The sequence below is a fragment of the Allobaculum stercoricanis DSM 13633 genome, from assembly GCF_000384195.1.
GTDB classification, from domain to species: Bacteria; Bacillota_I; Bacilli_A; order Erysipelotrichales; family Erysipelotrichaceae; genus Allobaculum; species Allobaculum stercoricanis.
The window spans coordinates 650,425-675,175 of the sequence record NZ_KB913034.1; the positions used below are offsets into that span (position 1 = coordinate 650,425).

At 39.2% G+C, this 24,751-nt stretch carries 18 protein-coding genes and 3 rRNA genes; 13 read left to right on the forward strand and 8 right to left on the reverse strand.

The genetic code is table 11. The features are described from left to right. Positions 1–96: 96 nt before the first annotated feature. Together ALLST_RS0103085 and ALLST_RS0103090 are read right to left on the reverse strand one after the other, a co-directional pair. Positions 97–573 (reverse strand): pyridoxamine 5'-phosphate oxidase family protein, encoded by a 477-nt coding sequence (locus ALLST_RS0103085; RefSeq protein WP_019892591.1) that lies wholly within the window; start codon positions 571–573, stop codon positions 97–99. Between the two features lies 1 nt (position 574). Further along, positions 575–1,237 (reverse strand): DUF5680 domain-containing protein, encoded by a 663-nt coding sequence (locus tag ALLST_RS0103090; RefSeq protein ID WP_019892592.1) that lies wholly within the window; start codon positions 1,235–1,237, stop codon positions 575–577. 373 nt (positions 1,238–1,610) lie between these two features. Here ALLST_RS0103090 and ALLST_RS0103095 point away from each other — a divergent pair, with 373 nt between their 5' ends. From ALLST_RS0103095 to ALLST_RS0103160, 12 genes are all read left to right on the forward strand, one after another. Beyond that, entirely contained in the window at positions 1,611–2,021 is a 411-nt protein-coding gene (locus ALLST_RS0103095) for a type II toxin-antitoxin system RelB family anti-toxin (RefSeq protein WP_019892593.1), read from the forward strand. 27 nt (positions 2,022–2,048) lie between these two features. Continuing rightward, on the forward strand, positions 2,049–2,426 hold the full coding sequence (locus ALLST_RS0103100; protein WP_019892594.1) for a hypothetical protein: 378 nt from the start codon (positions 2,049–2,051) through the stop codon (positions 2,424–2,426). Positions 2,427–2,503: 77 nt separating this feature from the next. Beyond that, a complete protein-coding gene (locus tag ALLST_RS0103105) occupies positions 2,504–3,250 on the forward strand; it encodes a GNAT family N-acetyltransferase (RefSeq protein WP_019892595.1) in 747 nt (248 codons plus the stop codon). Positions 3,251–3,384: 134 nt separating this feature from the next. Continuing rightward, positions 3,385–3,810, forward strand: coding sequence for a type II toxin-antitoxin system RelB family anti-toxin (locus ALLST_RS0103110; RefSeq protein ID WP_019892596.1), 426 nt, complete (start codon positions 3,385–3,387; stop codon positions 3,808–3,810). 843 nt (positions 3,811–4,653) lie between these two features. After that, positions 4,654–4,974 carry a TfoX/Sxy family protein gene (locus ALLST_RS0103125; RefSeq protein WP_019892599.1) on the forward strand — a complete coding sequence of 107 codons (321 nt, stop codon included), beginning with the start codon at positions 4,654–4,656 and terminating at the stop codon, positions 4,972–4,974. Between the two features lie 57 nt (positions 4,975–5,031). Then, entirely contained in the window at positions 5,032–5,355 is a 324-nt protein-coding gene (locus tag ALLST_RS0103130; RefSeq protein ID WP_019892601.1) for a hypothetical protein, read from the forward strand. 385 nt (positions 5,356–5,740) lie between these two features. Next, a 16S ribosomal RNA gene (locus tag ALLST_RS09905) occupies positions 5,741–7,267 on the forward strand. A 265-nt stretch (positions 7,268–7,532) separates the two neighbouring features. Then, positions 7,533–10,403 (forward strand): 23S ribosomal RNA (locus ALLST_RS0103140). A gap of 89 nt (positions 10,404–10,492) precedes the next feature. After that, positions 10,493–10,597: ribosomal RNA gene (rrf, locus tag ALLST_RS0103145) — 5S ribosomal RNA — on the forward strand. The 16S, 23S and 5S rRNA genes sit together here, the layout of an rRNA operon. Positions 10,598–10,844: 247 nt before the next feature. After that, positions 10,845–11,258, forward strand: coding sequence for a ComEA family DNA-binding protein (locus tag ALLST_RS0103150; protein WP_019892602.1), 414 nt, complete (start codon positions 10,845–10,847; stop codon positions 11,256–11,258). Beyond that, entirely contained in the window at positions 11,212–13,215 is a 2,004-nt protein-coding gene (locus ALLST_RS0103155) for a ComEC/Rec2 family competence protein (RefSeq protein WP_019892603.1), read from the forward strand. Before ALLST_RS0103150 ends, ALLST_RS0103155 begins: the two co-directional genes overlap by 47 nt. Positions 13,216–13,611: 396 nt before the next feature. Next, on the forward strand, positions 13,612–14,991 hold the full coding sequence (locus tag ALLST_RS0103160; protein WP_019892604.1) for an ISL3 family transposase: 1,380 nt from the start codon (positions 13,612–13,614) through the stop codon (positions 14,989–14,991). 264 nt (positions 14,992–15,255) lie between these two features. Here ALLST_RS0103160 and ALLST_RS10975 read toward each other — a convergent pair whose 3' ends face one another. Genes ALLST_RS10975 through ALLST_RS09910 form a run of 3 tightly spaced genes read right to left on the reverse strand, consistent with a single transcriptional unit; the run spans position 15,256 to position 19,651 of the window. After that, positions 15,256–17,250 (reverse strand): YhgE/Pip domain-containing protein, encoded by a 1,995-nt coding sequence (locus tag ALLST_RS10975; RefSeq protein ID WP_019892605.1) that lies wholly within the window; start codon positions 17,248–17,250, stop codon positions 15,256–15,258. Further along, entirely contained in the window at positions 17,247–19,325 is a 2,079-nt protein-coding gene (locus tag ALLST_RS0103170) for an efflux RND transporter permease subunit (protein ID WP_019892606.1), read from the reverse strand. Before ALLST_RS0103170 ends, ALLST_RS10975 begins: the two co-directional genes overlap by 4 nt. After that, complete coding sequence (locus ALLST_RS09910) at positions 19,322–19,651, reverse strand: hypothetical protein (RefSeq protein WP_019892607.1); 330 nt, start codon at positions 19,649–19,651, stop codon at positions 19,322–19,324. The genes ALLST_RS0103170 and ALLST_RS09910 overlap by 4 nt, the downstream gene beginning before the upstream one ends. A gap of 586 nt (positions 19,652–20,237) precedes the next feature. Between ALLST_RS09910 and ALLST_RS0103185 the strand changes: the two genes are divergently transcribed. Beyond that, entirely contained in the window at positions 20,238–20,819 is a 582-nt protein-coding gene (locus ALLST_RS0103185; protein ID WP_019892611.1) for a TetR/AcrR family transcriptional regulator C-terminal domain-containing protein, read from the forward strand. A gap of 187 nt (positions 20,820–21,006) precedes the next feature. On the opposite strand, the gene ALLST_RS0103190 is transcribed toward ALLST_RS0103185, so the two are convergent. The 3 genes from ALLST_RS0103190 to mgtE (ALLST_RS0103200) form a co-directional block, all read right to left on the reverse strand. After that, positions 21,007–21,486 carry a hypothetical protein gene (locus tag ALLST_RS0103190; protein WP_019892612.1) on the reverse strand — a complete coding sequence of 160 codons (480 nt, stop codon included), beginning with the start codon at positions 21,484–21,486 and terminating at the stop codon, positions 21,007–21,009. Between the two features lie 214 nt (positions 21,487–21,700). Next, positions 21,701–23,212, reverse strand: coding sequence for a magnesium transporter (mgtE, locus tag ALLST_RS0103195; RefSeq protein ID WP_019892613.1), 1,512 nt, complete (start codon positions 23,210–23,212; stop codon positions 21,701–21,703). A 12-nt stretch (positions 23,213–23,224) separates the two neighbouring features. Continuing rightward, entirely contained in the window at positions 23,225–24,655 is a 1,431-nt protein-coding gene (gene mgtE / locus ALLST_RS0103200; protein WP_019892614.1) for a magnesium transporter, read from the reverse strand. Positions 24,656–24,751 lie beyond the last annotated feature (96 nt).

A 24,751-nucleotide genomic window follows, 5' to 3' on the forward strand; every position in this document is an offset into this window, starting at 1 on the left:
TTAAAGTTCTTTTTTTAAAAAAGAAAAAAGAGCACTTTTAAATTTCGATCGCCATTAAGAATTATCGAAGAAAGCATGTCGAGTGAAAAGTATTGATCAATAAATGTGTGACTCGTCGACAGGATAATGTTGTTCTCTATATATTTGTTGTTCGATCTCGAATTGTTCAATAACAGGTTGATCACCGATATAAGACCATCTTTGGATAAATGTTGGTTTTACAACAAATAATCGTTCTGATGGTAATGAAGAATAAGCCTCATATGATGATTTAAAATGTTTTTTGAAGATGTCGATAAATTCAACCTGATCTAAAGGATGTCCTAATTCTTCACATAGTCCTTCTATTTGAATGTTGTTAATACATAATGCTACTTGGCTATTTTCCTTTAAATCTTGATATTTGCGAAATGTCTGATCCGTTTGGAAATAGAATTGATTTTTCATCATAACAAAGCACATTTTTCTTGCTGAAACTTTATTATGACGATTACTGGTTGCTAAAACGATTTTAGCGTGATCACCAAGTTGCTCGAATACCGATTGTAATTTTAGTTGAAATTGATTTTCCATTTTATTTTATAATCCCTCCACGGAATAAACATGCATAGATTGGTTTTGACTGATAGTAGATTTTCTCTTCGCCTTTAAAATGAAACAAATCTCCTGTTACGTGACAGATATAAATATAATCGCCCTTTGTATATAGTTCAGGACCACGAAAAGGCTGATCTACATGAATGTGTGATAAAGCTTGTTTTAGAAAATCACCACTAAAATGATCATCAGTAACTTTTCCATAATAGTTCATTGACCAACAAACTTGATCAGACTGGTATACAATTTCTTGACCACTAAATTGGGATGAGCCAAAGAAAGAATCACAATACGTATACTGATTATTTTTGTATAAGTAATCATGAGATCCGCTTCTAAGGGGCAATATTTTATTGTTTTTATTCGCATATGTGTTTTGTTTAGCTTCGACAATGAAACGTGATAATTCATCCGTATCTAAAATTTCATCTTTGTCGCTAATACAATCATTATCTTTCACTAAAGAATCAATTGTTGTACCAAATATATCCGATAGATCGATAAGATATTCTAAACTTGGAGAGATCAGCCCGCTTTCCCACTTAGTAATTGTTTGTCTCGAAACGTTCAGTTTTTCGGCTAATGCTTCTTGGGTTAGTAAATTCTTTTTTCGATAATAGGCAATTTTGTCACTATACATTTAGAGTTTCACCTCCATATTTCTATTATTGTGTAATCGAGCATGATCCTCTAGCAATTAAAGGTTACAATTTTGCTATTTTAAAAATGATGAGAGATCTATTCTGATGTAGCCCGATCAATATATGTAAACATGAAATGGATTGGATCAATCGCCATCGACTAGCTTGACTCATAAATCATCCTACGCGATTTTTCCTAGATCCAACATGAGAATTGTTTGATAAAAATTATGCAAAATAAGTCTTGAATGAATAGATCGTAGAGAAAACTGTAAGTAAACTAGCGGTCGATAAAACTAAACTGCCAGTTGGTTGAGTGAATTTAAAGGCAATGTTATCTTGCGATCGACAAAAACGAGGAGGAATGAGCAGATGAAGAAAAGAACTCTAGGCATGATGATTTCATCATTGAGAAAAGAAAAAGGGATGACACAATTGCAACTTGCAGAAAAAATGGGTGTAACCGATAAAGCAGTTTCGAAATGGGAACGAGATTTATCTATGCCAGATCTAAATTCTATTCCAAAATTAGCAGAAATTTTTGAGATTTCTGTAGATGATTTAATGCAAATGAAGACAGACACGACAGAAAATAGGAGTCAAAATAAAGTAGACGAAATCATAGATACAGTCCTTAAAGGGATCGGTATTGCAATGGGGATAGCTGTCACTGTTTTATCTATATTAGGTGAATTAAAAGTTAATACAGCGTTTGTTATGTTGGGAATAGGCCTAGCAAGTGTTTCAATATCTTTATTAAAAGATAAAAAAGAAAATAATTAGGATTGTAATTTAGAAAGGAAAAGTACTATGGGTTTATTTAGCAAAAGTAAAAAAGAACGAGAAAAAGAATACATGAACAAATTAGATGTTCCATCGTGTTTAAAAGAAGATTTTAAATTAATTATTGATGATGTGTTCACAATTATTGGAGTTGGCACAGTCGTCACTGGAAACATAATCACAGGAATGTGCAGAAAAGAAGAAAAGGCATATATTTATAAAGCAAATGGAGATGTCCTAGAAACTGTAATTACGACTATTGATCCACAGACAAAAGAACGAAAACCAAATGGTTGTGGATATAAAACAGAGCATGTCGGACTAGGCTTACGAGGAATTGCTAAGGAAGAATTAGACAAAGGAGACAAAGTAATTGTTAAGAATGCAAATTTATATTGCATGTAATTTTAGATATGAATAGGTCAATCAACTGAGTAAGCGTAAAATCTTCTGATAAATCGGAAATTTGTGGAGGTTATTCAATGGAATATATTCAAGTTACAAGCGACAATATTGAAAAAGAGCATATCTGTTGTGCGATTGCTAAAAATAATGATGTTCAGATCTCTTCGAAAAAAACATGGTTGTCAAAACGATTTGAGGATGGATTGGTTTTTCTAAAAAGTACAGAACGAGGAAAATGTTTTATTGAATATATCCCAGCTGAAAATGCATGGAATCCAATATCGGCAGAAGAATATATGCATATTGATTGTCTATGGGTTGCTGGTTCATTTAAAGGACATGGTTATTCATCAGATTTATTAAATGCTTGTATTGAGGATAGTAAAAACAAAGGAAAAAAGGGATTGTGTATTTTGGCATCAGCAAAGAAAAAATCATATTTAGCTGATCCTAAATTTCTGAAGTATAAAGGATTTCAAGTTTGTGATGAAGCTGATAATGGTATTCAGTTATGGTATTTACCATTTGTAGAAAACGCAACATTACCACAGTTCAAAGAATGTGCGAAACATCCTTATACAGACGAGAAGGGATATGTTTTATATTATTCAAGTCAGTGCCCTTTTAATGCGAAATATGTTCCGGTAATTGAAAAGATCGCAAAAGAAAAAGCAATACAATTCAAAACAATTCATTTACAGAGCAAAGAGGAAGCACAAAATGCTCCTACACCAATTACAACATATGCACTGTTTTTAAATGGTAACTATATTACGAATGAAGTGATGAATGAAAAGCGATTTTTAAAATTATTGGAGAAGTAAAATCATTTTAGTCATTAAAGTTTTCTGACAAAATAGACAGCTGCAACGGCTAGTTGACAAGTTGCCATGCCTAAGTGGTGGTTATGCAACCGATAATAATAATAGAATTACGCCAGTGAAGGGATGGTTAACAAATGGATATATCAGAAAGAATACATCATTTAAGAAAATCAAAAGGAATATCACAAGAGGAATTAGCAGATCAAGTTGGAGTTTCAAGACAAGCCGTTTCAAAATGGGAAAGTGGTCAAAGTACACCCGATATAGAAAAAATCATGATGATGAGTGATCTTTTCGCAGTGACGACAGACTATATTCTTAAAGGGAAAGAACCTATTCATACGAGCAATCAAAAGACAATATATTCTCTATATCTTGGATTTGCGGTTATATTTGCAACGATTGCAGGAATATGGTCTTTCACAGCCAACAGATTTCGGACAATTGAATGTGTTTTTATTATGGTAGCTGGAGCAGTGCTAGGATGTGCTGTATCACTGGTTATTCAAGTTATGGCTAATTTGTTTAGAAAGAATAATGAATTAAACTCTAAGCTATAGTTTGATCGGATGAAAAGCATCAAGAAATTTGAGTCTATCTTTTATAGAGGTAGTGGAACTATGATAAAAAAGTTTTGGGAAAAGAAAATTACAATATCAGGAAAATCAGCAAGAATTTTAGGAACTATTCTGATGGGGTTAATCGGCATTTTTTTGCTATATTGTGCCATTAACCCGCCAACGTATTTTCACTTTCTCAAAGAAAATATAAATAGGATTATTTACGGAGTGATAGGAGTCCTTTTAATCTTTAAGGCACTAAAAAATTAGATTTGCGAAGGGATATAATATGAAAATAAAGAATAAGAAACGATTGATCGTTTTGTCCACTTTGTATATTGTTGGTTACTTATATTTTTGTATATTTGGTGGAATCAATTATGGAATGAAGATTTCAGATCACACAGCCCTTGAAATGATTATCGTATCTTTAGGAATTCCTGTCGTTGTACGAAATTTGTCGATCACAATATTTATATGGATTATACTCTCCGTTTTTTCTGGCGCTTTTTATTATATGGCAGTCAGATTTGACTGGTCCAAAGTTAACCAGAACAACTTTGATTTGCCAGGGAATCAATCTTCTTTTCATTTTTTTATCGAGAGGTATTGTAGAGTGGATTGTTGGTGGTGTTGCGGATGGACTTTTTACAATATTGATCATCTTTGACGTACTCTTTTTTATAGTTGGTGCCAGCATAGGAATCACATATTTCGTAAACAAAAAACAGGAAGATTGAATTCGTATGAGGCGTTTTCTGATATTTTGACAGAAGATGAGTTTGGACAATGGAAGAAATAAAAAATAAAAAGAAATGAATAACTTTGAACTTAGGTGAAAATATGGCATCAAGCAAGGAATACTTAGAGTTTATTTTAGGACAACTATCTGAGGTAGAAGAAATTACTTATCGAGCTATGATGGGAGAATTTATACTTTATTATCGTGGCAAGCTTGTAGGTGGCATCTATGATGATAGACTACTGGTTAAACCCGTAAAATCAGCAATTCGTTATATGCCAACAGCAGCATATGAACTACCTTATGAAGGGGCTAAAGAGATGTTGTTGGTAGATGAAGTGGATAATAAGGAATTTTTGGCAGGATTGTTTCAGACAATGTATGAAGAACTTCCAGCTCCAAAACAGAAAAAAGAGAAATAGATAACTTTGAATTTATCAGAAAATGAGGAATAGTTGAAATGGAGGGGCAATAATAACATGAAGATTGAAGGGAACCAGAAAGAACTGGATGCAATGGTAGAATTTCATAAGGGAAACCGTATCGAGGGGCTGAAACTGCAAGAAGAATTTGCAGCGGAATTTCGTAAGGAGTATAAAGACAAAGATCACTGTCCTTGCTTGAAAGCCTGTCGTTATCACGGAAACTGTAAGGAATGTGTAGCAATCCACAGAGCACATCAGGAACATGTTCCTAATTGTATGCGACCATTGATTAATAAAAAATTGAAATTGATGTCAGAATTAACAGAGCATACCTTGGCAAATGAAATAGAAGCTCCACATGAGATTTTAAGAAAATAGTCAAGTCAAATTCCAGTTTGTCGATAAACTGAGTCTACGCAAAGTATTTTTGGAAATAAATCCTTATGACGAGAAAATATCAAAAGGTTTCTTCTATATTAAGCATCCATTTAAAGGACAGTGTTTTGCGATCAAAAAAGAAAATGCGAATTTTGTGAGAAAAAAGTAAAATTATGGTTGACTTTCAGATTTGCAAAACGTATTATTAACGAGCGTTGTGAACGAGGCAAACGAGTTCACAAACAGATGGCTCTTTGAAAACTCAATGACAGACAATTCAAATTCGATAAAAATTATACAACGTCGATTCTGAACAAAAACACTTAATATACTTCAATATATCATTTCACGAAATAAATAAACGCAAATGCGTTTGAGTCAATATCAAATGGAGAGTTTGATCCTGGCTCAGGATGAACGCTGGCGGCATGCCTAATACATGCAAGTCGAACGAGCTACTTCGGTAGCTAGTGGCGAACGGGTGAGTAACACGTAGATAACCTGCCCATACCCGGGGGATACGCTTTGGAAACGAAGTCTAAAACCCCATAGGAAGATTTAAGGCATCTTAAATTTTTGAAATAAGCTTTGGCTTAGGGGATGGATGGATCTGCGGTGCATTAGCTAGTTGGTGAGGTAACAGCTCACCAAGGCGATGATGCATAGCCGGCCTGAGAGGGCGATCGGCCACACTGGGACTGAGACACGGCCCAGACTCCTACGGGAGGCAGCAGTAGGGAATTTTCGTCAATGGGCGCAAGCCTGAACGAGCAATGCCGCGTGGGTGAAGAAGGTCTTCGGATCGTAAAGCTCTGTTGCGAGGGAAAAAGGAAGAGAAGAGGGAATGATTCTCTTTTGATGGTACCTCGCCAGAAAGTCACGGCTAACTACGTGCCAGCAGCCGCGGTAATACGTAGGTGGCGAGCGTTATCCGGAATGATTGGGCGTAAAGGGTGCGCAGGCGGCATATCAAGTCTGAAGTGAAAGGTACGGGCTCAACCTGTACAGGCTTTGGAAACTGGTATGCTCGAGGACAGGAGAGGGCGGTGGAACTCCACGTGTAGCGGTAAAATGCGTAGAGATGTGGAAGAACACCAGTGGCGAAGGCGGCCGCCTGGCCTGTAACTGACGCTCAGGCACGAAAGCGTGGGGAGCAAATAGGATTAGATACCCTAGTAGTCCACGCCCTAAACGATGAGGAGCAGGTGTCGGGGGTAGTACCTCGGTGCCGAAGCTAACGCAATGACTCCTCCGCCTGGGGAGTATGCACGCAAGTGTGAAACTCAAAGGAATTGACGGGGGCCCGCACAAGCGGTGGAGTATGTGGTTTAATTCGAAGCAACGCGAAGAACCTTACCAGGCCTTGACATCCCGAGCAAAGACATAGAGATATGTTAGAGGTTATCTCGGTGACAGGTGGTGCATGGTTGTCGTCAGCTCGTGTCGTGAGATGTTCAGTTAAGTCTGGCAACGAGCGCAACCCTCGTGATGTGTTACTACCATTCAGTTGAGGACTCACATCAGACTGCCGGTGACAAACCGGAGGAAGGCGGGGATGACGTCAAATCATCATGCCCCTTATGGCCTGGGCTACACACGTACTACAATGGCATCTACAGACGGAAGCGAACCTGTGAAGGCAAGCCAATCCGAGAAAAGATGTCCCAGTTCGGATTGAAGTCTGCAACTCGACTTCATGAAGTTGGAATCGCTAGTAATCGCGGATCAGCATGCCGCGGTGAATACGTTCCCGGGCCTTGTACACACCGCCCGTCAAACCATGGAAGCCGGTAACGCCCGAAGCCGATGGCATAACCCGTAAGGGAGTGAGTCGTCGAAGGCGGGACCGATGACTGGGGTTAAGTCGTAACAAGGTATCCCTACGGGAACGTGGGGATGGATCACCTCCTTTCTAAGGAGAAAGTACAAGGGAAGAGTTAAGTGAGTTTGTCATTGAGTTTTGGAAGAGTGATCTTCCAAGGTGAGAGAGGGAGACCTTGATCATCAACCATCGATCTTTGAAAAACGAATGATCAGTATAAGACATAACAGAAGGTCTGACGTAAGTTGTAGAAAACATTACGAAGGTAATCAGAAAAGATAAACCAAGTCAGAAAAACAGTAAACAGTTCTTATAGTGTAAAAAACAATCTCGAAACAAGCATATTTTGAAATTAGATCAAGCAAGGAAGGGCGTACGGAGGATGCCTTGCCACTCTTGAATGAAGAAGGACGTATTAGACTGCGAAAAGTCATGGGGAGCTGTCAAAAAAGCGCCGATCCATGAATATCCGAATGGGGGAACCCGGCTGGAGTCAAGTCCAGTCATCCATACTTGTATGGAGAACAACCCGGTGAACTGAAACATCTAAGTAGCTGGAGGAAAAGAAAACAAAAGTGATTTTCCGAGTAGCGGCGAGCGAAAGGGAAAGAGCCCAAACCGTAGAAATACGGGGTTGTAGGAACGCGAGATACAAAAGGTAAGTGAACTAGAATGTGATGGAAAGCACAGACAAAGAGGGTGAAATTCCCGTATAGGTAAGCGAACTGAGTCGTTAGCGTCTCCTGAGTACGACGAGACACGAGAAATCTTGTCGGAAGCAGGCGGGACCATCCGCCAAGGCTAAATAAGTAAGAGTGAGCGATAGTGAAGAAGTACCGTGAGGGAAAGGTGAAAAGAACCGCGCAAGCGGAGTGAAAGAGAACCTGAAACCGTATGCCTACAAGAAGTCAGAGCCCGTCAAAGGGTGATGGCGTGCCTTTTGTAGAATGAACCGGCGAGTTACTTTTGGATGCGAGGTTAAGCAGGAAAATGCGAAGCCGAAGCGAAAGCGAGTCTGAATAGGGCGAATAGAGTAGACAGAAGTAGACCCGAAACCGGGTGATCTAGCCATGGGCAGGTTGAAGCAAAGGTGAAACTTTGTGGAGGACCGAACCGACTACCGTTGAAAAGTTAGCGGATGACCTGTGGCTAGCGGAGAAATTCCAATCGAACTCGGAGATAGCTGGTTCTCCCCGAAATAGCTTTAGGGCTAGCGTTAATGGAAAGCTGGCGGAGGTAGAGCACTGAATTCATGATGGCCCCATCCCGGGGTACTGAATGGAATCAAACTGCGAATGCCGTCAGTCAATAGTTGGCAGTCAGAGCGTGGGTGATAAGGTCCATGCTCAAGAGGGAAACAGCCCAGACCGCCGGCTAAGGCCCCAAAATGATGACTCAGTGGAAAAGGATGTGGAGATGCACGGACAACTAGGAGGTTGGCTTAGAAGCAGCCATCCTTGAAAGAGTGCGTAATAGCTCACTAGTCGAGTGGCTCTGCGCCGAAAATGTACCGGGGCTAAGTCATCTGCCGAAGCCGCGGATTTAATTAGATATTAAGTGGTAGGGGAGCGTTGCATATTCATTGAAGCAGGATCGTGAGAGTCTGTGGAGGATATGGAAGTGAGAATGCCGGTGTGAGTAGCGAGATGCAGGTGGGAATCCTGCACACCGAAAGCCCAAGGATTCCAGGGGAAGGTTCGTCCGCCCTGGGTTAGTCGGGACCTAATGCATAGCCGAGAGGCGAAGCAGATGGAAAACAGGCGAAGATTCCTGTACCCGTGATAAAGGCGATGGAGTGACAAAGACGGGAAGTGTGACCCCCTTAATGGATTGGGGGCGAAGCGAAGCAGTACAGATCTAGGCAAATCCGGATCAANATGTACAGAGCGTGAACGGTAAACGAAATCTTCGGAAAGTAGTGAAGCACATGGAGCGGCTTTCAAGAAAAGCTTCTAGCGTTAACTTTATTGCGGCCCGTACCAAAACCGACACAGGTGGGCACGTAGAGAATACGAAGGTGAGCGAGAGAACTGTTGCCAAGGAACTCGGCAAAATGGCCCCGTACGTTCGCAAGAAGGGGCGCTCGAGAGAGCCGCAGTGAAAAGGCCCAAGCGACTGTTTAACTAAAACACAGCTCTATGCAAAGCCGTAAGGCGAAGTATATGGGGTGACACCTGCCCGGTGCTGGAAGGTTAAGGGGATCTGTTCGTCGCAAGACAAAGCAGTGGTCCGAAGCCCCAGTGAACGGCGGCCGTAACTATAACGGTCCTAAGGTAGCGAAATTCCTTGTCAGGTAAGTTCTGACCCGCACGAAAGGTGAAACGATTTGGGCGCTGTCTCGGCAGCAGACTCGGTGAAATCTTAGTACCTGTGAAAATGCAGGTTACCCGCAACTAGACGGAAAGACCCCATGGAGCTTTACTGCAGCCTGGTATTGGGTTTTGGATGATCATGTACAGGATAGGCGGGAGGCAAAGAGATAGGAACGCTAGTTTCTAAGGAGCCGCCGTTGGGATACCGCCCTTGATGATTTGAACCCCTAACGTAGACGAAAGTCACAGACAGTGCCAGGTGGGCAGTTTGACTGGGGCGGTCGCCTCCTAAAGAGTAACGGAGGCGCCCAAAGGTGCGTTCAGTCTGGATGGAAACCAGACAAAGAGTGTAAATGCAGAAGCGCGCTTGACTGCGACACCGACAAGTGGAGCAGGGACGAAAGTCGGGATTAGTGATCCGGCGGTGCCGAATGGAAGGGCCGTCGCTCAACGGATAAAAGCTACCCTGGGGATAACAGGCTGATCCCGCCCAAGAGTTCACATCGACGGCGGGGTTTGGCACCTCGATGTCGGCTCATCGCATCCTGGAGCTGGATTCGGTTCCAAGGGTTGGGCTGTCCGCCCATTAAAGCGGTACGCGAGCTGGGTTCAGAACGTCGTGAGACAGTTCGGTCCCTATCTGTTGTGGGCGAAGGAGATCTGAGGGGAGCTGTCCTTAGTACGAGAGGACCGGGATGGACCTACCACTGGTGCATCGGTTGTCATGCCAATGGCATAGCCGGGTAGCTAAGTAGGGAATGGATAAGCGCTGAAAGCATCTAAGTGCGAAACCAACCCCAAGATAAGATCTGCGGTAAATAAGACCCCTTAAAGACGATAAGGTGATAGGCTGGGAATGGAAGTGAAGTGATTCATGGAGTTGACCAGTACTAATCGGTCGAAAGCTTCATCTAAGATTCGAGAGTATAAGAAAAAAGGTAACTGTAACAGTTATGTAAATACTGGTCTTCGTTTTTGAAAGATCGATGGAACAATTCAATAGTACAGTGGCGATAGCGGATGGGTCACACCTGATCCCATTTCGAACTCAGAAGTTAAGCCATCTAGCGCCGACGATAGTGAATGCGAAAATAGGAAGCCGCTGGACAAAGAAAAACTGCCTTGATCAAGGCAGTTTTTTTTAGTTAGATAAACATGAAGTAAACTTTTTATTGGCATCCGTCTATTACGGGTGCATTTTTATTTTCTTTTAAAATTTTTATTCATTTTCATTATCTTTCAAACAAAAATTTGTTTTACGTCCATAACAAGATATGAACAATATAAAACGATATGCAGGAGTACTTGTCTTTAGCATTTTATTTGGAGCAAGCATGCTAGGGCGAGTACGCCCTATGTCACTAGATAGGCAAGCACCTGACACGATACAAGCCGAAATTAAAGGGGAAGTTATAAATCCTGGCGTTTATACACTTAAATATGGCGCAACGATTCAAGATTTAATTCAAGCTGCAGGAGGCGAAACACAAATTGCTGATTTATCTCCATTTGCACAAATGGAATCTCTTGAAAATGGACAAGTGATCGTTGTGGGTAAAACTGAACTGGATGGATCGAGTCCTTTGATTTCGATTAATACGGCAACAGAAGAACAATTGATGAGTCTACCTGGTGTTGGTCCGGCTATGGCGAAACGAATTATTGAATATCGCAAAACCCAACCATTTCAAACGCTTGAACAATTGATGGAGGTGAAAGGAATTGGCGAAAAGAAATTCGCGGCTTTACAAGAGTTTATCTGCTTGTAAACCATTTTGGATTTTAGCGGCTTTAGCGTTGTGGTGCATTGCTCAAATCAGTGATCGATTTCTACAAATAGGATTTATTGTTTTGATTGCTTTCTTTTTGTGGATTAGATTTGACCATCAAGAAGTGCTTTTCAAAATTGGTTTATGGTTTGCAATCAGTTTAACTTTTGTATTCTCGATAATTTTACAACAGCCCCAACCCCCTACTCCTGGTTTGTTTGAAGTTCAAACAATACGTAATGGCTATGCGGTTTTACAAAAAGAAAATGAGAAAGTTGTCACGTATGAAAAAGAAGAACTTATGCTTGGGGATGTACTTGATATTGAAAAATTTGAACCTGTTCATACCCAGAATAATCAACCTTTATTTTGTTTTGCTGACTATTTAAAAAGTTTAGGAATTACGCAAAGTGCAAAAAGTTTTCACAAAGTGAATGCTACAAATACATGGAAAGGGAGAGTTAGTTCTTGGATATTAGCGCATGATCATTCAGGACTTTATCGTCTGTTATTTTATGGTTTAAATGATCAAGAACAACTTGAATGGTTAAACGAATTAGGCCTACCACTGATTGCGCTTTGTACGACTCTCAAAAAGATTTTTTCCCGCTTTTTGTATCGAGAACAACTCGGTTGGAGTATGAGTATTTTTTTATTGATTATTATGCTGAATTTTCCAATTACCCCATCACTGATTCGCTTATTTATCTTCACAACGATAAGCAATATCTTTGTAAAATGGGAAGAGCGCTGGTCAATAAGTGTCATTTGTTTTTTGTACTTTTGCCCATTTGCGGCCACCAATCTTTGTCTTGTTTTACCAGCTGGACTTTCGTTTTTATCCCACTTTCAACAACAATCAGCACAGAAAAAGGTAATGAATGTTGTATGGTGTGCCATTTGCCAAATTTTGTGGATGAATCATCTTAACGTTTTATTTTGTGGAACGTTTTTATTCATTCGTAAAATTTATGGTTGGTTTTTTCTGATTTGTTTACCTGGACTATTGATTCCTGAATATGCGAGTTGGCTATGGCAAGTGATCAGTCAATTGGAGATTGCATTGGATAGTTTTACTATTCAAGGAAATAGCCCGTTTTGGTATCGGATATTATTTATAGCTTTTCTGATCTCGATTACATGGAATTGGAAGATGTATAAAGCTGTATGTTTAGTTGGAAGTATAGCGTTATATAGCTGGATTTGGCAATTCGATCCCTTTTTTCATGTTTGGCAGCTTGATATTGGACAAGGAGATTGTGCAATTATCGTCGAACCTTTTCAAAAAAGTGTGACGATGATTGATGCAGCAGGAACACTCAATAAAGATAATGCGACAAAACTCATTATTCCGATGCTAAAAGCTCTCCAAATTGATCACGTGGATCAATTGATTGTGACGCATGATGATTTTGATCATAGTGGATCTGTAGACTCGCTATGTGAGCATTATTCAGTAGAACATGTCATTGTGGATGAAAATCAAAAAGATGAAATCGAAGTAGGCTATGATTTTGAACTTTTACTCGAAAATCGTGATTTCTTGAGCAATATTGAAGAGCCCAATGACCAGAGTATTATATGTGCATTCCAATATGATGGGTTTCGTTATTTGTGGACAGGAGATGCATCGAGTTTGATCGAGTCGAAATTGATTGAACAATACAATGTGGATAGCGATATTTTAAAGCTTGGCCATCATGGTTCAAATACTAGCTCATCCAAATCATTTCTAGAACAAACTAGTCCTACGCTCGCTCTGATTAGTAGTGGCTATCAAAATCGCTATGGTCATCCGAGTATTGAAGTTTTAGAACGATTAAATACATTAGGAATTGATCGAATCAACACTGCGGATCATGGTTGTATTCATATGATGAGTTTTCAGGGGCTGATGAGTATTGATACAGGTGATGGGATGGTTAGTTGGATCTTTGCGAATGAATCAGAAAAGTAATCATTGCAAATTCAAGAAGAAACAAAAGAATTAGAACAATGATTTGTTGGTCTCTTTGAAAAAATGTTATGAAATGGCTTCGTTTTCTGTAAAGTTGAAATAAAATGGAGGTATAAAGTTGTGGCAAATTTGCTACATGCGTCTTGAGAAATCAAGGCGCTTTTTTTGTGCCGGAAAGTAGGTGGTTAAGATGAGGGTTTGAATGAGAAGGACTAAATAGCCAGGTATGGCTTAGAAAGGAAAACATGATACATCTAAAATTACGAAAATTATGGTTCTAAGTAAAACTGTGTGGGATTTGTCTTTTGGATTAAAAGTTTAAATCTCTTTTTTCGCAAAAGAAAAGAGATCTCTTTAAAATTGTAATAACCACAAAACAACTTAAGGAGATCTCATATGCATACTAACTGTTCTGTGACGATCAGTCAAACTATTCCTGGGGCTATTGTTTATCCTGAATCACTGACTGGATTCATCAATCAAACAACTGATCTAATCGTCAGCGATTCCGGACAACTTTTTTATCATATTTATGGTGAACAATTCATTACTCCAGAAGATTCTGTTTGCCCTTGTTGTAAAACGACGATGCATGTTCATGGTCAAATCACTCGAGTACTCAAGCATGAATCCAAGGGAAATTCAACTTGCAGAATTTTTGTGAAGGTTACTCGATTCAAATGTCCAAAATGCCATAAAACCCATGTGCAGCAGATCCCTTATGAATGCCCCAATCATAGAATGACCACTGATCTTTATAAACAGATCACCTATCATCTTGAACGACACGATTTATCGCTTAAAAAGATCGCACAGATCTGTGGAGTGGATCCACATACTGTAAAAGCGATTGATAAAGATCGTCTCTCAAAGCTCTACACGACAGAAGATGGATCTCATCGCAAACTCAAGAAACCTATGGAGTATTCTCGTTATCTAGGCATTGATGAATTTAAACTTCATAACCATCATCAATATGCCACTCATATTATCGATCTGGATACAGGACATATCCTATGGATCGCTTTTGGAAAGAAAAAACAGATTGTATATGATTTTATCAACCATGTAGGATACAACTGGATGCGCCACGTTAAAGCGGTGAGCTGCGATATGAATGCCTATTTCTACTCGGCATTCCATGAAAAGTGTCCATGGATCCAGGTTGTGTATGATCGTTTTCATTTGATCAAAAACTTTAATGACAAGGTCATTTCTATGGTCAGAAAAGACGAGCAGCGCCGCTTAATAGAAGAAGGTAATCTTTGTAAGGCTCGTTCATTAAAACAAACCCGATATATTCTTCTATCCTCTCCAGAAACACTTGAAAGGAAGGATGCGTTAGCGAGTCAAGGAACTCTTCTTGATTCTGGTCATGTCCTATTTCGAAAAGAACCAAAAATTCGCAAAGGCGGGTTAATGAAGAAATATAAACAACTATTGAAAGAGAACGAACTGTTTTTCGCCATAGATCTCATTAAAGAAGAACTAAAAGAGGCATATGCGACAAGTGACGAAAATACAATGGCAAATCATCTTACGCATATTGTAGAAATCTGTAATGCGACAAAGAATGAACATTTTAAATGGTTCTCTAACTTAATCCTCAAACACTGGAATGGATTGATTAGTCATGCGATTCTACGCTTGTCTAATGGCAAAATAGAAGGGATCAATAATAGAATCAAAACGGTTCGAAGAATGTCTTATGGTTTTCGAGATGACGAATATTTCTTCTTGAAATTAATTGACATGAGTCGTTATCGATCAGCTTGATTTATAGATAATCCCACACGATTTTCCATAGAGCCAAAATTATTAGCGCTATGCATAACGGGCGTGATGATGATCAGTTCTGGATTGTCATCCTTTCCGATCTATGCAGCAGAACATACTCCTTCTGGCACGATTGGATAAAATGGTTCTGGACGTACAATGATTGACAGAAAAATAAGAAAAGGACAGGGATGGCTCCGAAATATGGAGCTATCTCTGTCCTAAAAAAGACACATCTGCATGTTTTATTTAAATTCAATAAGATTATTTATTTGTTTCCTGGTCACCTTTGAATAATTGTTGCAGTTTTTGCCAAAAGGAAAGATCTTCTTCTTGGTTCACTACTTCTTCAGTCTTTTTTTCTCCTTCGATCGCTTCTGTAGAAATCACAAATTGTACTGAATCGACATGGGTATTTTTATCAGAAACGAAGGAAGTAGGGTTATCCATATTTCCACCGATGGAATTCAAAAGACTGTCGATTTGTTTATCTACATCACTGTTCATATTGGATGTTTCGGAACGGAATTGACTAGTTCCATCGGCCATTTCTTGGGCACCATCGCAAAGGGTTGCAACGCCATCGTATAATTCTACGGTTCCGTCATACAATTCGCCAGAACCGGATACTAATTCTTTGCTACCTTCAGCTAAAGAAGATACGCCGTTCATGACTTGTGTGTATCCTGCTACGATTTGTGCTACACCATCCGTGTAGTCATTAATACCGGTATCTAGAGTTTCATAATTCGATACAAGTTGATTAATTCCATTTGCTAACGTAGACAGGTTTCCCGTCATACTGCCTAGGCCATTGACAAGTTGGCTGATTGAACTATCAAAGGTCGAATATTGCGTATTTAAGGTCGTTAGACCTTGAGTAAGTGCAGGTACTTTAGCGGAGATGCCATTCAAATAGCTTTGCATGCCTTCAATAGCAGCACTGTTGCCATTTAATAAGCCAGAAATTTGGCTTGATGCGGCGGATAATTGACCTTGAATAGCGGCAACCTGTTCTGCTACGTCTGGATTAGATGCAGCAAGACCATCTAGTTGTGCTTCAATTCCTTGAAGAGAAGCTGCAGCACTTGAATTTCCTGCAAGCAAGGCATTAAGATCCACTCTATTTTGAGCCATGATTGCTGCATATTGAGAATAACCAAGGCTTGATTGCAAAGTGTTTGCTCCATCATAAAGATCACTGATCGCTTGTTTGATTTGGCCGGAGGCTTTTGTCAGTTCGGATAAATCTTTATTTGTTACAGAAACAGAGTTAACTGCTGATTGGATTGTCGTTAACGCGGATTTAAATTTTGCTGAACCAGAAGTTAGACTTTCTGATTTTGAGTTGAGGGTATCCAATCCGTTTTGAACTGTAGTTAGACCATTTTGCAATGTAACTACGCCATTATCCAAAGAGGAAATTCCACTTTTCAAAGAGGATGCACCATTCTTTAATTGAGAACTTCCGGTTAATAGATTTTCAGAACCACCGGAAATTGCTGATGCACCATTATCGAGCTGATCTACAGCACCGATCAATTCATTGACTTTGCCTTTGAGATCTTTATCGTTGACTTTGACATTCAGATTCAAATGAACCCCATTGATGGCCACAGCAGGCATTTCAAAATCTTTTACATCAGCAGTAATGGTCGTATCAATGCCTTCGCCAGGAAGGATTGTATAAGTCAATTGCTTTTTGCTTCCGACATTGGCAACTGTTGCTTCTTTTGCTGAAATGTTGCTGCATTGTTTTGTATCCAATGTGAAATTGGTTTGCAGGGCATAATCGTTATAAAAGGAGCCTTTGCAATCCGCGTTTTTCGTAATTTGAAAACGGATTTTAAGTTTTCCACTTTTTCCTGCAATCTCATTTGCCGGGTATTCTTTCCCATCCAAATAGTAATGTAGAGAAATATTCCAAGGGATTTTTGTATCTTTCAATTTTCCTTCATAATACGCTTTTGGAGCAGAGGTAGAGAAGGTAATCGTATCTCCATTTTGTTTAATCGGATCGCTAGTGTTTAACATCTTTACCGAATCGTAGTTGCCATAGTCGGTAATGTCTCCTTTGGAAAAACTGTTGACGACATAGCCACTTTTTGGTTTTCCGTTGGCATCTAGCGTAATGTAGATCACTTCTTCTTTTTCAGAAGGAGCTTTTTTTGTTGGTTGGGCAGCAAATGCTGGCATTGTTGAATTCAAAATGAGCAAGTTCGCAAGTGCTAAAGGTAATACTCGATTTAATCGTTTCATTTCGCAATCTCCTCATGATTTGGTTTATAAAACTGTAAATGTAAAGTTGTACGCTGGATAAAGCCATCCAGTAAGTACATAAATCCTGGTAATACAAATAGGACAATGAACAGGGAGAGCAAGCTTCCAATTCCTAAAAACATTCCTAATTGGGCAAGTACGCCGTGAGTGGATAGATTTCCAAGTAAGAATCCAACTACTGCAAGAACGGTACCCGAGGTCATAATCGAAGGCGTTACTGTTGCTATAGTATTGATAATTGCCTCTTTCTTTGCCATCTTTTCTCGGTACTCGGTATAACGTTCGGTGAATAAAATGGCGTAGTCCACTGTTGCTCCAAGTTGAATTGAGCTGATAATTAAGTAAGAGATATAGAAAACAGTGTTTCCTTGGAAATATGGAATGGCCACATTAATCCAAACAGCCGTTTCTATTGCTAATACTAAAATTACAGGCAAGGAGATAGATTTCATCGTCAACAGAAGTACAAGGAATACTGCGCCAATGGCAATCATATTAACCTTGACGGTATCTGCAGTAATGGTATCCATCAAGTCATAAGTACTTACGCCACTTCCGGCTAGATAGTAAGAGTCTGGGTAATATGTATTCAGGGTGTTTCGGATTTTTTCGACGAGGTCAAAGGTTTCTTTACCTTCATAATCAGCGTCTACTGTAATGACGAATCGGCTGTAATGATCAGAGATCAGCTTTGAAACTGTTTTTTGATCTAGATATTCCATAGGAATTTCCGCTCCAACAGTATCGACATAGGAGAGGATACTTTTGACTTGGGGAATATCATGAAGGGCATGGGATAGTTTTTGTTCAGTAGCGAAATCGCCACGAGGGACCATCGCTACATAGGTGTCGCTTTTGCCATATAGATCTTCAATAGCGGCTGTATCTTGTCCTAACTGAGTTTTAGGTCCATAAATTTGTGATGCGCCATAGTAATAATCGTTGGCGTTGGAAGCAAGATAACTTGGCGCGATCATCACAATAAATACACAAACCATAGGGATCATAAGCCGGTAGACAAATCGTCCAAAGCCTTTGAAGCTTGGTAAAAAGCTGCGGTGTTTGGATTTTTGTAACCATTTTTGAGTGGCTAAAATCAAGACAGGCATAAAGACAAATACGACAATTAAGCTAATCGCAACACCTTTGGCAAGCACTCGTCCAAGATCTGGTCCAATTTCAAATTGCATGAAGATTAAAGCGAAAAATCCAATGACGGTGGTCAGCCCACTTGAGAGAATTGAACTTGTCGATTTACACAAGGCATCGACCATCGCTTCTTTAGGATTTGGGTTTTCGGTTAGACATTCTTCAAATCGGTGGATTAAGAACACTGAATAATCCAACGATACAGCGATCTGTAAAATAGATCCTGCGGCATTGGTCACAAAGGAAATTTCCTTGAAAATTAAGTTGCTGCCGGAGTTGATCATGACCGCTACACCAAGTCCTAACATGACAAGAACCGGTTCTACCCAAGAAGTCGTAGTGAGAATCAGCATCAAAAAAACGAACAAAACCGCAAAGATAGCAATTTTTGTTACTTCATTGACTGTTCCCACGGTCGCAACTGCTGTAGAAACAGCATCGCCGGTCAGTGAATTTTTGTCGCCAATTACCGCCCGAATGGCATCGACAGCTTCAACTTGCTTGCCATCCTCGATCGTTACGGTAAAAAGCGCGGCTTTATCTTTGTAGTAAGTGTCCACGGTATCGGCATCCATCGTTTCAATAGGTTGCAGAATATCGTTTACATCATCCAACCACATTACATCGCTAACACCTGGGCAGTCGGCGATTTTTTTCTTGTATTCCAAAGCTTCAGGAATGGTAACGTTTTGAACCATTACACGGGCGTTAGGAATTCCACCATCGAATTCATCTTCCATCGTTTTTAAAGAGACAGTAGAAGCTGTTTGGGCTGGTAGATAATCAGTTAAGTCATAATTGACTTTGACCATGCTTTGCAAGCCAGCACCAATGAGTGCTAACATTAGAAAACTAATCAATATCTTTTTGGGGTTGTTTACAATCTTCTCAAAAAACTTTCTCATATGCTTTCCTCCTTTTTTATGGTTGGAACATGAGCAGAAGCTGTGCCGGAAAGATCAAAGATTTCATGTTCACTTTTGAGTTGTAGATCCATTTTTTCTTTGGTGATTCGGCCAGTGGCGTGATAAGGAATCGTTCGCATGAGTGTTGTTACTTTTCCTTTGATCGAACAGTCGCCATTTTCATCGATGTTTCCGGAAAATGGGTTGGATTTCTTCAAAATGACGAGGACACCTTTGATTTTGTTGTTCTCAATGGAAACGGACATCGTTCCATATCGAGCTCCAATAGGTGTTCGCATTTTGACATCGTAGTCGCGATTAAACATACGCCATCGCTCCTTTCCTAAAAAATAAGGTGTCCATCATCATACCTGCCTGACCAGAATAGATCGTGTCCTTGCGATCTTTTGGATCATATGGTCAAGATAGAGGCCGTTGTGATCGGGTGTGTTCCAGTTGTTAGAGGAGTAGAAGTTATGGTTGTTTTTTTGATGTTTATCCATCTTGCAAACCAATTCTTTTACAGCGTGTTTTGCATAACTTTTTAGGATTAAGTTTTGCCAGGCATAGTCACATATCGGATTGATGGTTGCCTTTATGAACAAAGCTTGATCGTAAAAATTGTATCTAGATGTATCGGCGAAGCGTTCTTTGAGTTTGGGGTTGTCGCTTGCCCATACAGGCTTGATACAAGTGAACATATCTTTTTCCTCCATTCTTTCTATTACGGCCTTTAATATAGCCATGTAGTTCAATAGATAAAACGGGCAAATACTATGCAAATGGGAGATATGGGACAAATCTAGGCATCTGATGAAGAAAATATTGGACAAAGCTTTATGATTGTCCGTAGAAAAATTTATCAGTCAGCTGTGTAATAAGTTGCCAGGTAAATGTGGAGGAAAAAACACAATGACCAATGAAGAATTGTCACTCAAAACCAAGCAATCGCTTGCCCAAGCACTGAAACAGGAAATGAAGCATAAACAACTTTCTAAAATCACTATTACGGAATTGTGTGATGTCTGTCAGATCAATAGAAAGACGTTTTATTATCACTTTGAAGACATCTATGATCTTTTGAAATGGACTTTGGAACAAGAAGCGATAGAAGTGGTCAAGAATTTTGATTTGGTCGTCAATACGGAAGAGGCCTTACGCTTTGTTATGGCATATGCGGATGAAAATAAAGACATTATTAACAGTGCTTTAGATTCTATGGGCCATGAAGAGATTCAACGCTTTTTCTATAATGATTTATTTGATGTGATTTATGGAGCGATTGAAGAAGGGGAATACGATTTGAAAATTGTAGTGGATCCGCAATTCAAAAACTTTTTAGCAGCGTTTTATACAGAAGCGTCCGCAGGTATTTTGATTGAATGGGTTAAAAATAGGATGAAACAAGATAAAGAAACAGTGATCAAAAGTCTTTTATCGATTTATACAGTTTCCATTCCGGCAGTTTTATTAGAAAACAAACTTTCAAACTAGCTCTTTACAAATGCCCATTTGCTTAACCTACAAAGATTGTTATAGGACAATGGATTTGCGTGTCGTTAATAGGCGAAACTTATCTTTAAATGGGGAAAACAAAAATGCTATGCAATGAGAAAATCCTTTTGCATAGCATTTTTTCTTGATTGAGAATAAATTTTGGATCGGGAACGATGGATTAAGATTAGGATTTGAAGTCTGGCGTGTCTTTTTTATTGGCATCATTTTTATGATGAATAACATGAGAAGAAGCTTTGTTCAAATTCGCACTTGTTTTAGTGATAAAAGAAGAAATCGCATTCGATAAGCTACTTACCCAATCTTGTTCATTCTTCGGTTCTTCTAAATTTAAATTTGGATCAGGCAATGTTGTTGGCAAAAGAAAGTGCTTTTTTTGCTCGATCATATCCAAATCCCTTTGTTTGGAAGCAATGACTTCAAGCGTGATTTGCAGTTCGACGCCTAATTTTTGAATCTCTTCATCGGTATCTTCAATAACATGTTTATAATGAGTGATCACCATCGATTCAATCCACTTTTTAAGTGGATTGGTCTCTTGATCTTTTAATTCGGTATAGCTTTTGATTTTATTTTCGGCTTTTTGAATGGCACGTTCTTTAAGATGAATGCTCTCAATGATTCGTTCTTTTTCATTTTCTATCATTCAAATCACCTTCCTTTTGTGTAATGTCTTTTTTTAATTTTAAACCTATTTATCGTATTTTATGGGATCTTTGAAAAATAAAGTATGGATTCTATGAAATAAAACTTAAATGGGTTACATTTTGCGAGAATCAACAGTTCACTTTGATCAATAATAAAAATGCAGAATGGAGAAATCATCCATTCTGCATACATTTGAATCATGAAGATTTGGACTATGCTAGATGCAAGAATTGTAAAAGGAATAACCAAGCTAGTCCATAGTAGGTAACGACACCGACCATATCGTTGACTGTTGTAATCAATGGTCCACTGGCAACGGCAGGATCGACACCAATTTTTTTGAAGAATAATGGAATTGTGGTTCCTGTTAAAGAAGAGATAACCATGGAAACCCACAAAGCAACGCCGATGCAAAGGGAAATCGCATAAGCTTGATCCCAAACATAACCTTTGAAGAAGTGGATATATACACCAAGTGATGCACCAGCAACAAGACCGATGATCAACCCATTGGTAATCCCGACGCGAAGTTCTTTCCAAATTAATGAGAACTTCTGTTTGCGATCTAATGTTTCATCCATTAAAACACGGATCGTTACGGCTAGTGATTGCGTACCGGCGTTTCCGGACATCCCTAGAATCAAGGACTGGAATGCCATGATGACGGTCAATTGAGCCACGACACCTTCAAATAAGGAAACGACTACGGAAACGATTAAGCCAAGGAATAATAAGATGACAAGCCAAGGTAAACGTTTCTTTAAAGATTGAGATAAAGATTCTTCTAAATCTTCTTCAGCGACTAAACCGGCAAGCTTGGCGTAGTCTTCTCCCATTTCTTCATCCATGACTTCTAACAAGTCTTGGGAAGTAATGGCCCCTAATAACAAGTTGTCATTGTTCAAAATAGGGATGGAGTCTTCATTATAGTCTTTTAATTCTTCAACGACTTTATCAATAGGTTCATTGGCATATAAGTAAGGGTAACTTGTGACAATGATTTCTTCTAAAGGCGTATCTGGTTTTTCGATAATTAAATCTTTTAAGTTTACAGCACCATAGTACATCCCATTTTCATCATGGACATAAATGGTGGTGATATTGTCGTTTTCTGGAGCTTGGCGAATTAAATCACGCATAGCTTCGCGAACGGTTAATCCTTTGGCAACTTCGATGTAGTTAGTTGTCATTTTTGAACCGATCTCATCTTCATCATAAGAGAAGATCACAGAAATTTTCTTACGAACTTCAGGTTCCAATAATTCAAGAATGATTTCGCTTCTTTCTTTATCGAATCCTTTTAATAAGTCGGCTGCTTTGTCTGTTTCCATTTCATTGAAAATGGCAATGACTTTACGGATGTTCATCTCACTTAAAAAGCGAGCTTGATCTTGATCATCCATATACTCGATAATTTCAGCAAGTTGTTCTGTATCGAGCATTTTATAAAGCTTTTCACGTTCAAATGAAGTCATGCTGTTGAATGCTTCAGAAATGTCATAAGCATGATATTCATCGAGTTTTTCTCGTAAAAGTTTAGGGGAGTTGACGTTACGAACTAACTCTAAAATTTCGCTTTCATAGTCAGGACGAGAGTGGATGACGTCTTCTTCTAATTCTTTTGTTTCTGTTTTATCTTGAGTTTTGGATTCAATAAGTTCATTGGAATGGGTTTGTTCAAGATCTTGTTTTGCATCCAATTTTTCTTTTAAATCGTTCATCATCTACACCCCTTTCTATAATTGCATCACTTGAATTAAGAAGAACCAAACCATTGAATAGTAGGTGGTTGCTCCAATCAAGTCGTTTAAAGTTGTAATCAATGGACCACTAGCTGCAGCAGGGTCAACTTTGATCATTTGGAAGAAAATTGGAATGACCGTTCCAGTAAAGGAAGAGATCACCATCGCAACGACCATCGCACAACTAATGCATGTTGCGATCGCATAAGATTGATCCCAGGCAAAGCCATTAAAGAAGTGAATGAATGCACCTAAAACAACGGCGGATCCACTTCCGATAATAACCCCGTTGGTCAAACCGGTTTTAACTTCTTTACCAATTAAATATAATTTTTGTTTTTTCGTGACGTTTGGATCCGCTAAAACACGAATAGAAACGGCTAGAGATTGGGTTCCGACGTTTCCGGCCATGTCCAAAATCAAAGATTGGAAGACAAGCGCAACCGTTAATTTGGCAACGACGGATTCGAATAGAGAAATGACACCCGAAACTAAAAGGGATAAAACTAACAATAATAAAAGCCAAGGTGTACGTTTTTTGATGGATTCGAATGTCGTTTCGTCTAAGTCTTCTTGAGCAGATAAACCGGCTAACTTAGCGTAGTCTTCATCCATCTCACGAGCAAAAACTTCCAGTAAGTTTTGTTTTGTGATAATCCCTTCGATTTGGTTATCGTTATTTAAAACAGGGATGGAATCTTCGGCATAATCTTTTAAATCTTCCATCAAGGAGTCAATCGTTTCGTTAGCATAAACGATCGGGAAGTTGACCTCGATAATATCTTCAAGTTCGGTCGAATCAGCGCGAGCTGCAAATAAATCTTGAATGCGGATGGCACCATAATAAAGATCATTTTCATCGACGACATAAAGAATAGATAAGTTATCCGTATCTGTTTCGCGAACTTGATTGCGCAAAGCGCGCATAGTGTCTTTGATATCGTAGTAATGAGGGATTTTGATAAAATCTGTCGACATTTGCGAACCAATTTCTTCATCACTATAGGCGTTGATTCGCTTAATCATCTTTCGAGTATCCGCATCAAGTAGTTCGAAAATAACATCACGTCTAGTTTTGGATAGACGCTTTAAAATTTGACCTGCATCTTGCGGTTCCATTTCCGATAAAATGGAAAGACTTTTTTTGATGTTAATCTCATTTAAGTACTCCACCTGCTCATCCATTTCTAAATATGGAATGATTTCAGCTAAGCGGTCCGTATCGAGAAGTTTAAAAAGCTTATCCCGACTTGCGTCATCAAGTTTTGTGAAGGCGATCGCAATATCGTTAGCGTGGAATGCTTCTAGTTCTTCGCGCAATGCTTTTGGAGATAACGTTTTTTGAATCAAATCGAGAATTTGATTTTCATAGTCTGGACGCTGTTGCTGAAGGGTGTTTGTTGCAGGAGTTTGTTGTTCTGTCATCGTTCTTCTCCTTTCAACAATTGTGCATCATCAGAAAACCGAGAATTCAAATTAAAATGTTCCAATTGTTCATCTTGTGCTGCGATAAGCGCAGAT

Bases quoted from the DNA above. Each gene is read 5' to 3' on its own strand.
- ALLST_RS0103085 (WP_019892591.1), bottom strand. From the start codon at position 573: ATGGAAAATCAATTTCAACTAAAATTACAATCGGTATTCGAGCAACTT.
- ALLST_RS0103090 (WP_019892592.1), bottom strand. From the start codon at position 1,237: ATGTATAGTGACAAAATTGCCTATTATCGAAAAAAGAATTTACTAACC.
- ALLST_RS0103095 (WP_019892593.1), top strand. From the start codon at position 1,611: ATGAAGAAAAGAACTCTAGGCATGATGATTTCATCATTGAGAAAAGAA.
- ALLST_RS0103100 (WP_019892594.1), top strand. From the start codon at position 2,049: ATGGGTTTATTTAGCAAAAGTAAAAAAGAACGAGAAAAAGAATACATG.
- ALLST_RS0103105 (WP_019892595.1), top strand. From the start codon at position 2,504: ATGGAATATATTCAAGTTACAAGCGACAATATTGAAAAAGAGCATATC.
- ALLST_RS0103110 (WP_019892596.1), top strand. From the start codon at position 3,385: ATGGATATATCAGAAAGAATACATCATTTAAGAAAATCAAAAGGAATA.
- ALLST_RS0103125 (WP_019892599.1), top strand. From the start codon at position 4,654: ATGGCATCAAGCAAGGAATACTTAGAGTTTATTTTAGGACAACTATCT.
- ALLST_RS0103130 (WP_019892601.1), top strand. From the start codon at position 5,032: ATGAAGATTGAAGGGAACCAGAAAGAACTGGATGCAATGGTAGAATTT.
- ALLST_RS0103150 (WP_019892602.1), top strand. From the start codon at position 10,845: ATGTCACTAGATAGGCAAGCACCTGACACGATACAAGCCGAAATTAAA.
- ALLST_RS0103160 (WP_019892604.1), top strand. From the start codon at position 13,612: ATGCATACTAACTGTTCTGTGACGATCAGTCAAACTATTCCTGGGGCT.
- ALLST_RS10975 (WP_019892605.1), bottom strand. From the start codon at position 17,250: ATGAAACGATTAAATCGAGTATTACCTTTAGCACTTGCGAACTTGCTC.
- ALLST_RS0103170 (WP_019892606.1), bottom strand. From the start codon at position 19,325: ATGAGAAAGTTTTTTGAGAAGATTGTAAACAACCCCAAAAAGATATTG.
- ALLST_RS09910 (WP_019892607.1), bottom strand. From the start codon at position 19,651: ATGTTTAATCGCGACTACGATGTCAAAATGCGAACACCTATTGGAGCT.
- ALLST_RS0103185 (WP_019892611.1), top strand. From the start codon at position 20,238: ATGACCAATGAAGAATTGTCACTCAAAACCAAGCAATCGCTTGCCCAA.
- ALLST_RS0103190 (WP_019892612.1), bottom strand. From the start codon at position 21,486: ATGATAGAAAATGAAAAAGAACGAATCATTGAGAGCATTCATCTTAAA.
- mgtE (WP_019892613.1), bottom strand. From the start codon at position 23,212: ATGATGAACGATTTAAAAGAAAAATTGGATGCAAAACAAGATCTTGAA.
- mgtE (WP_019892614.1), bottom strand. From the start codon at position 24,655: ATGACAGAACAACAAACTCCTGCAACAAACACCCTTCAGCAACAGCGT.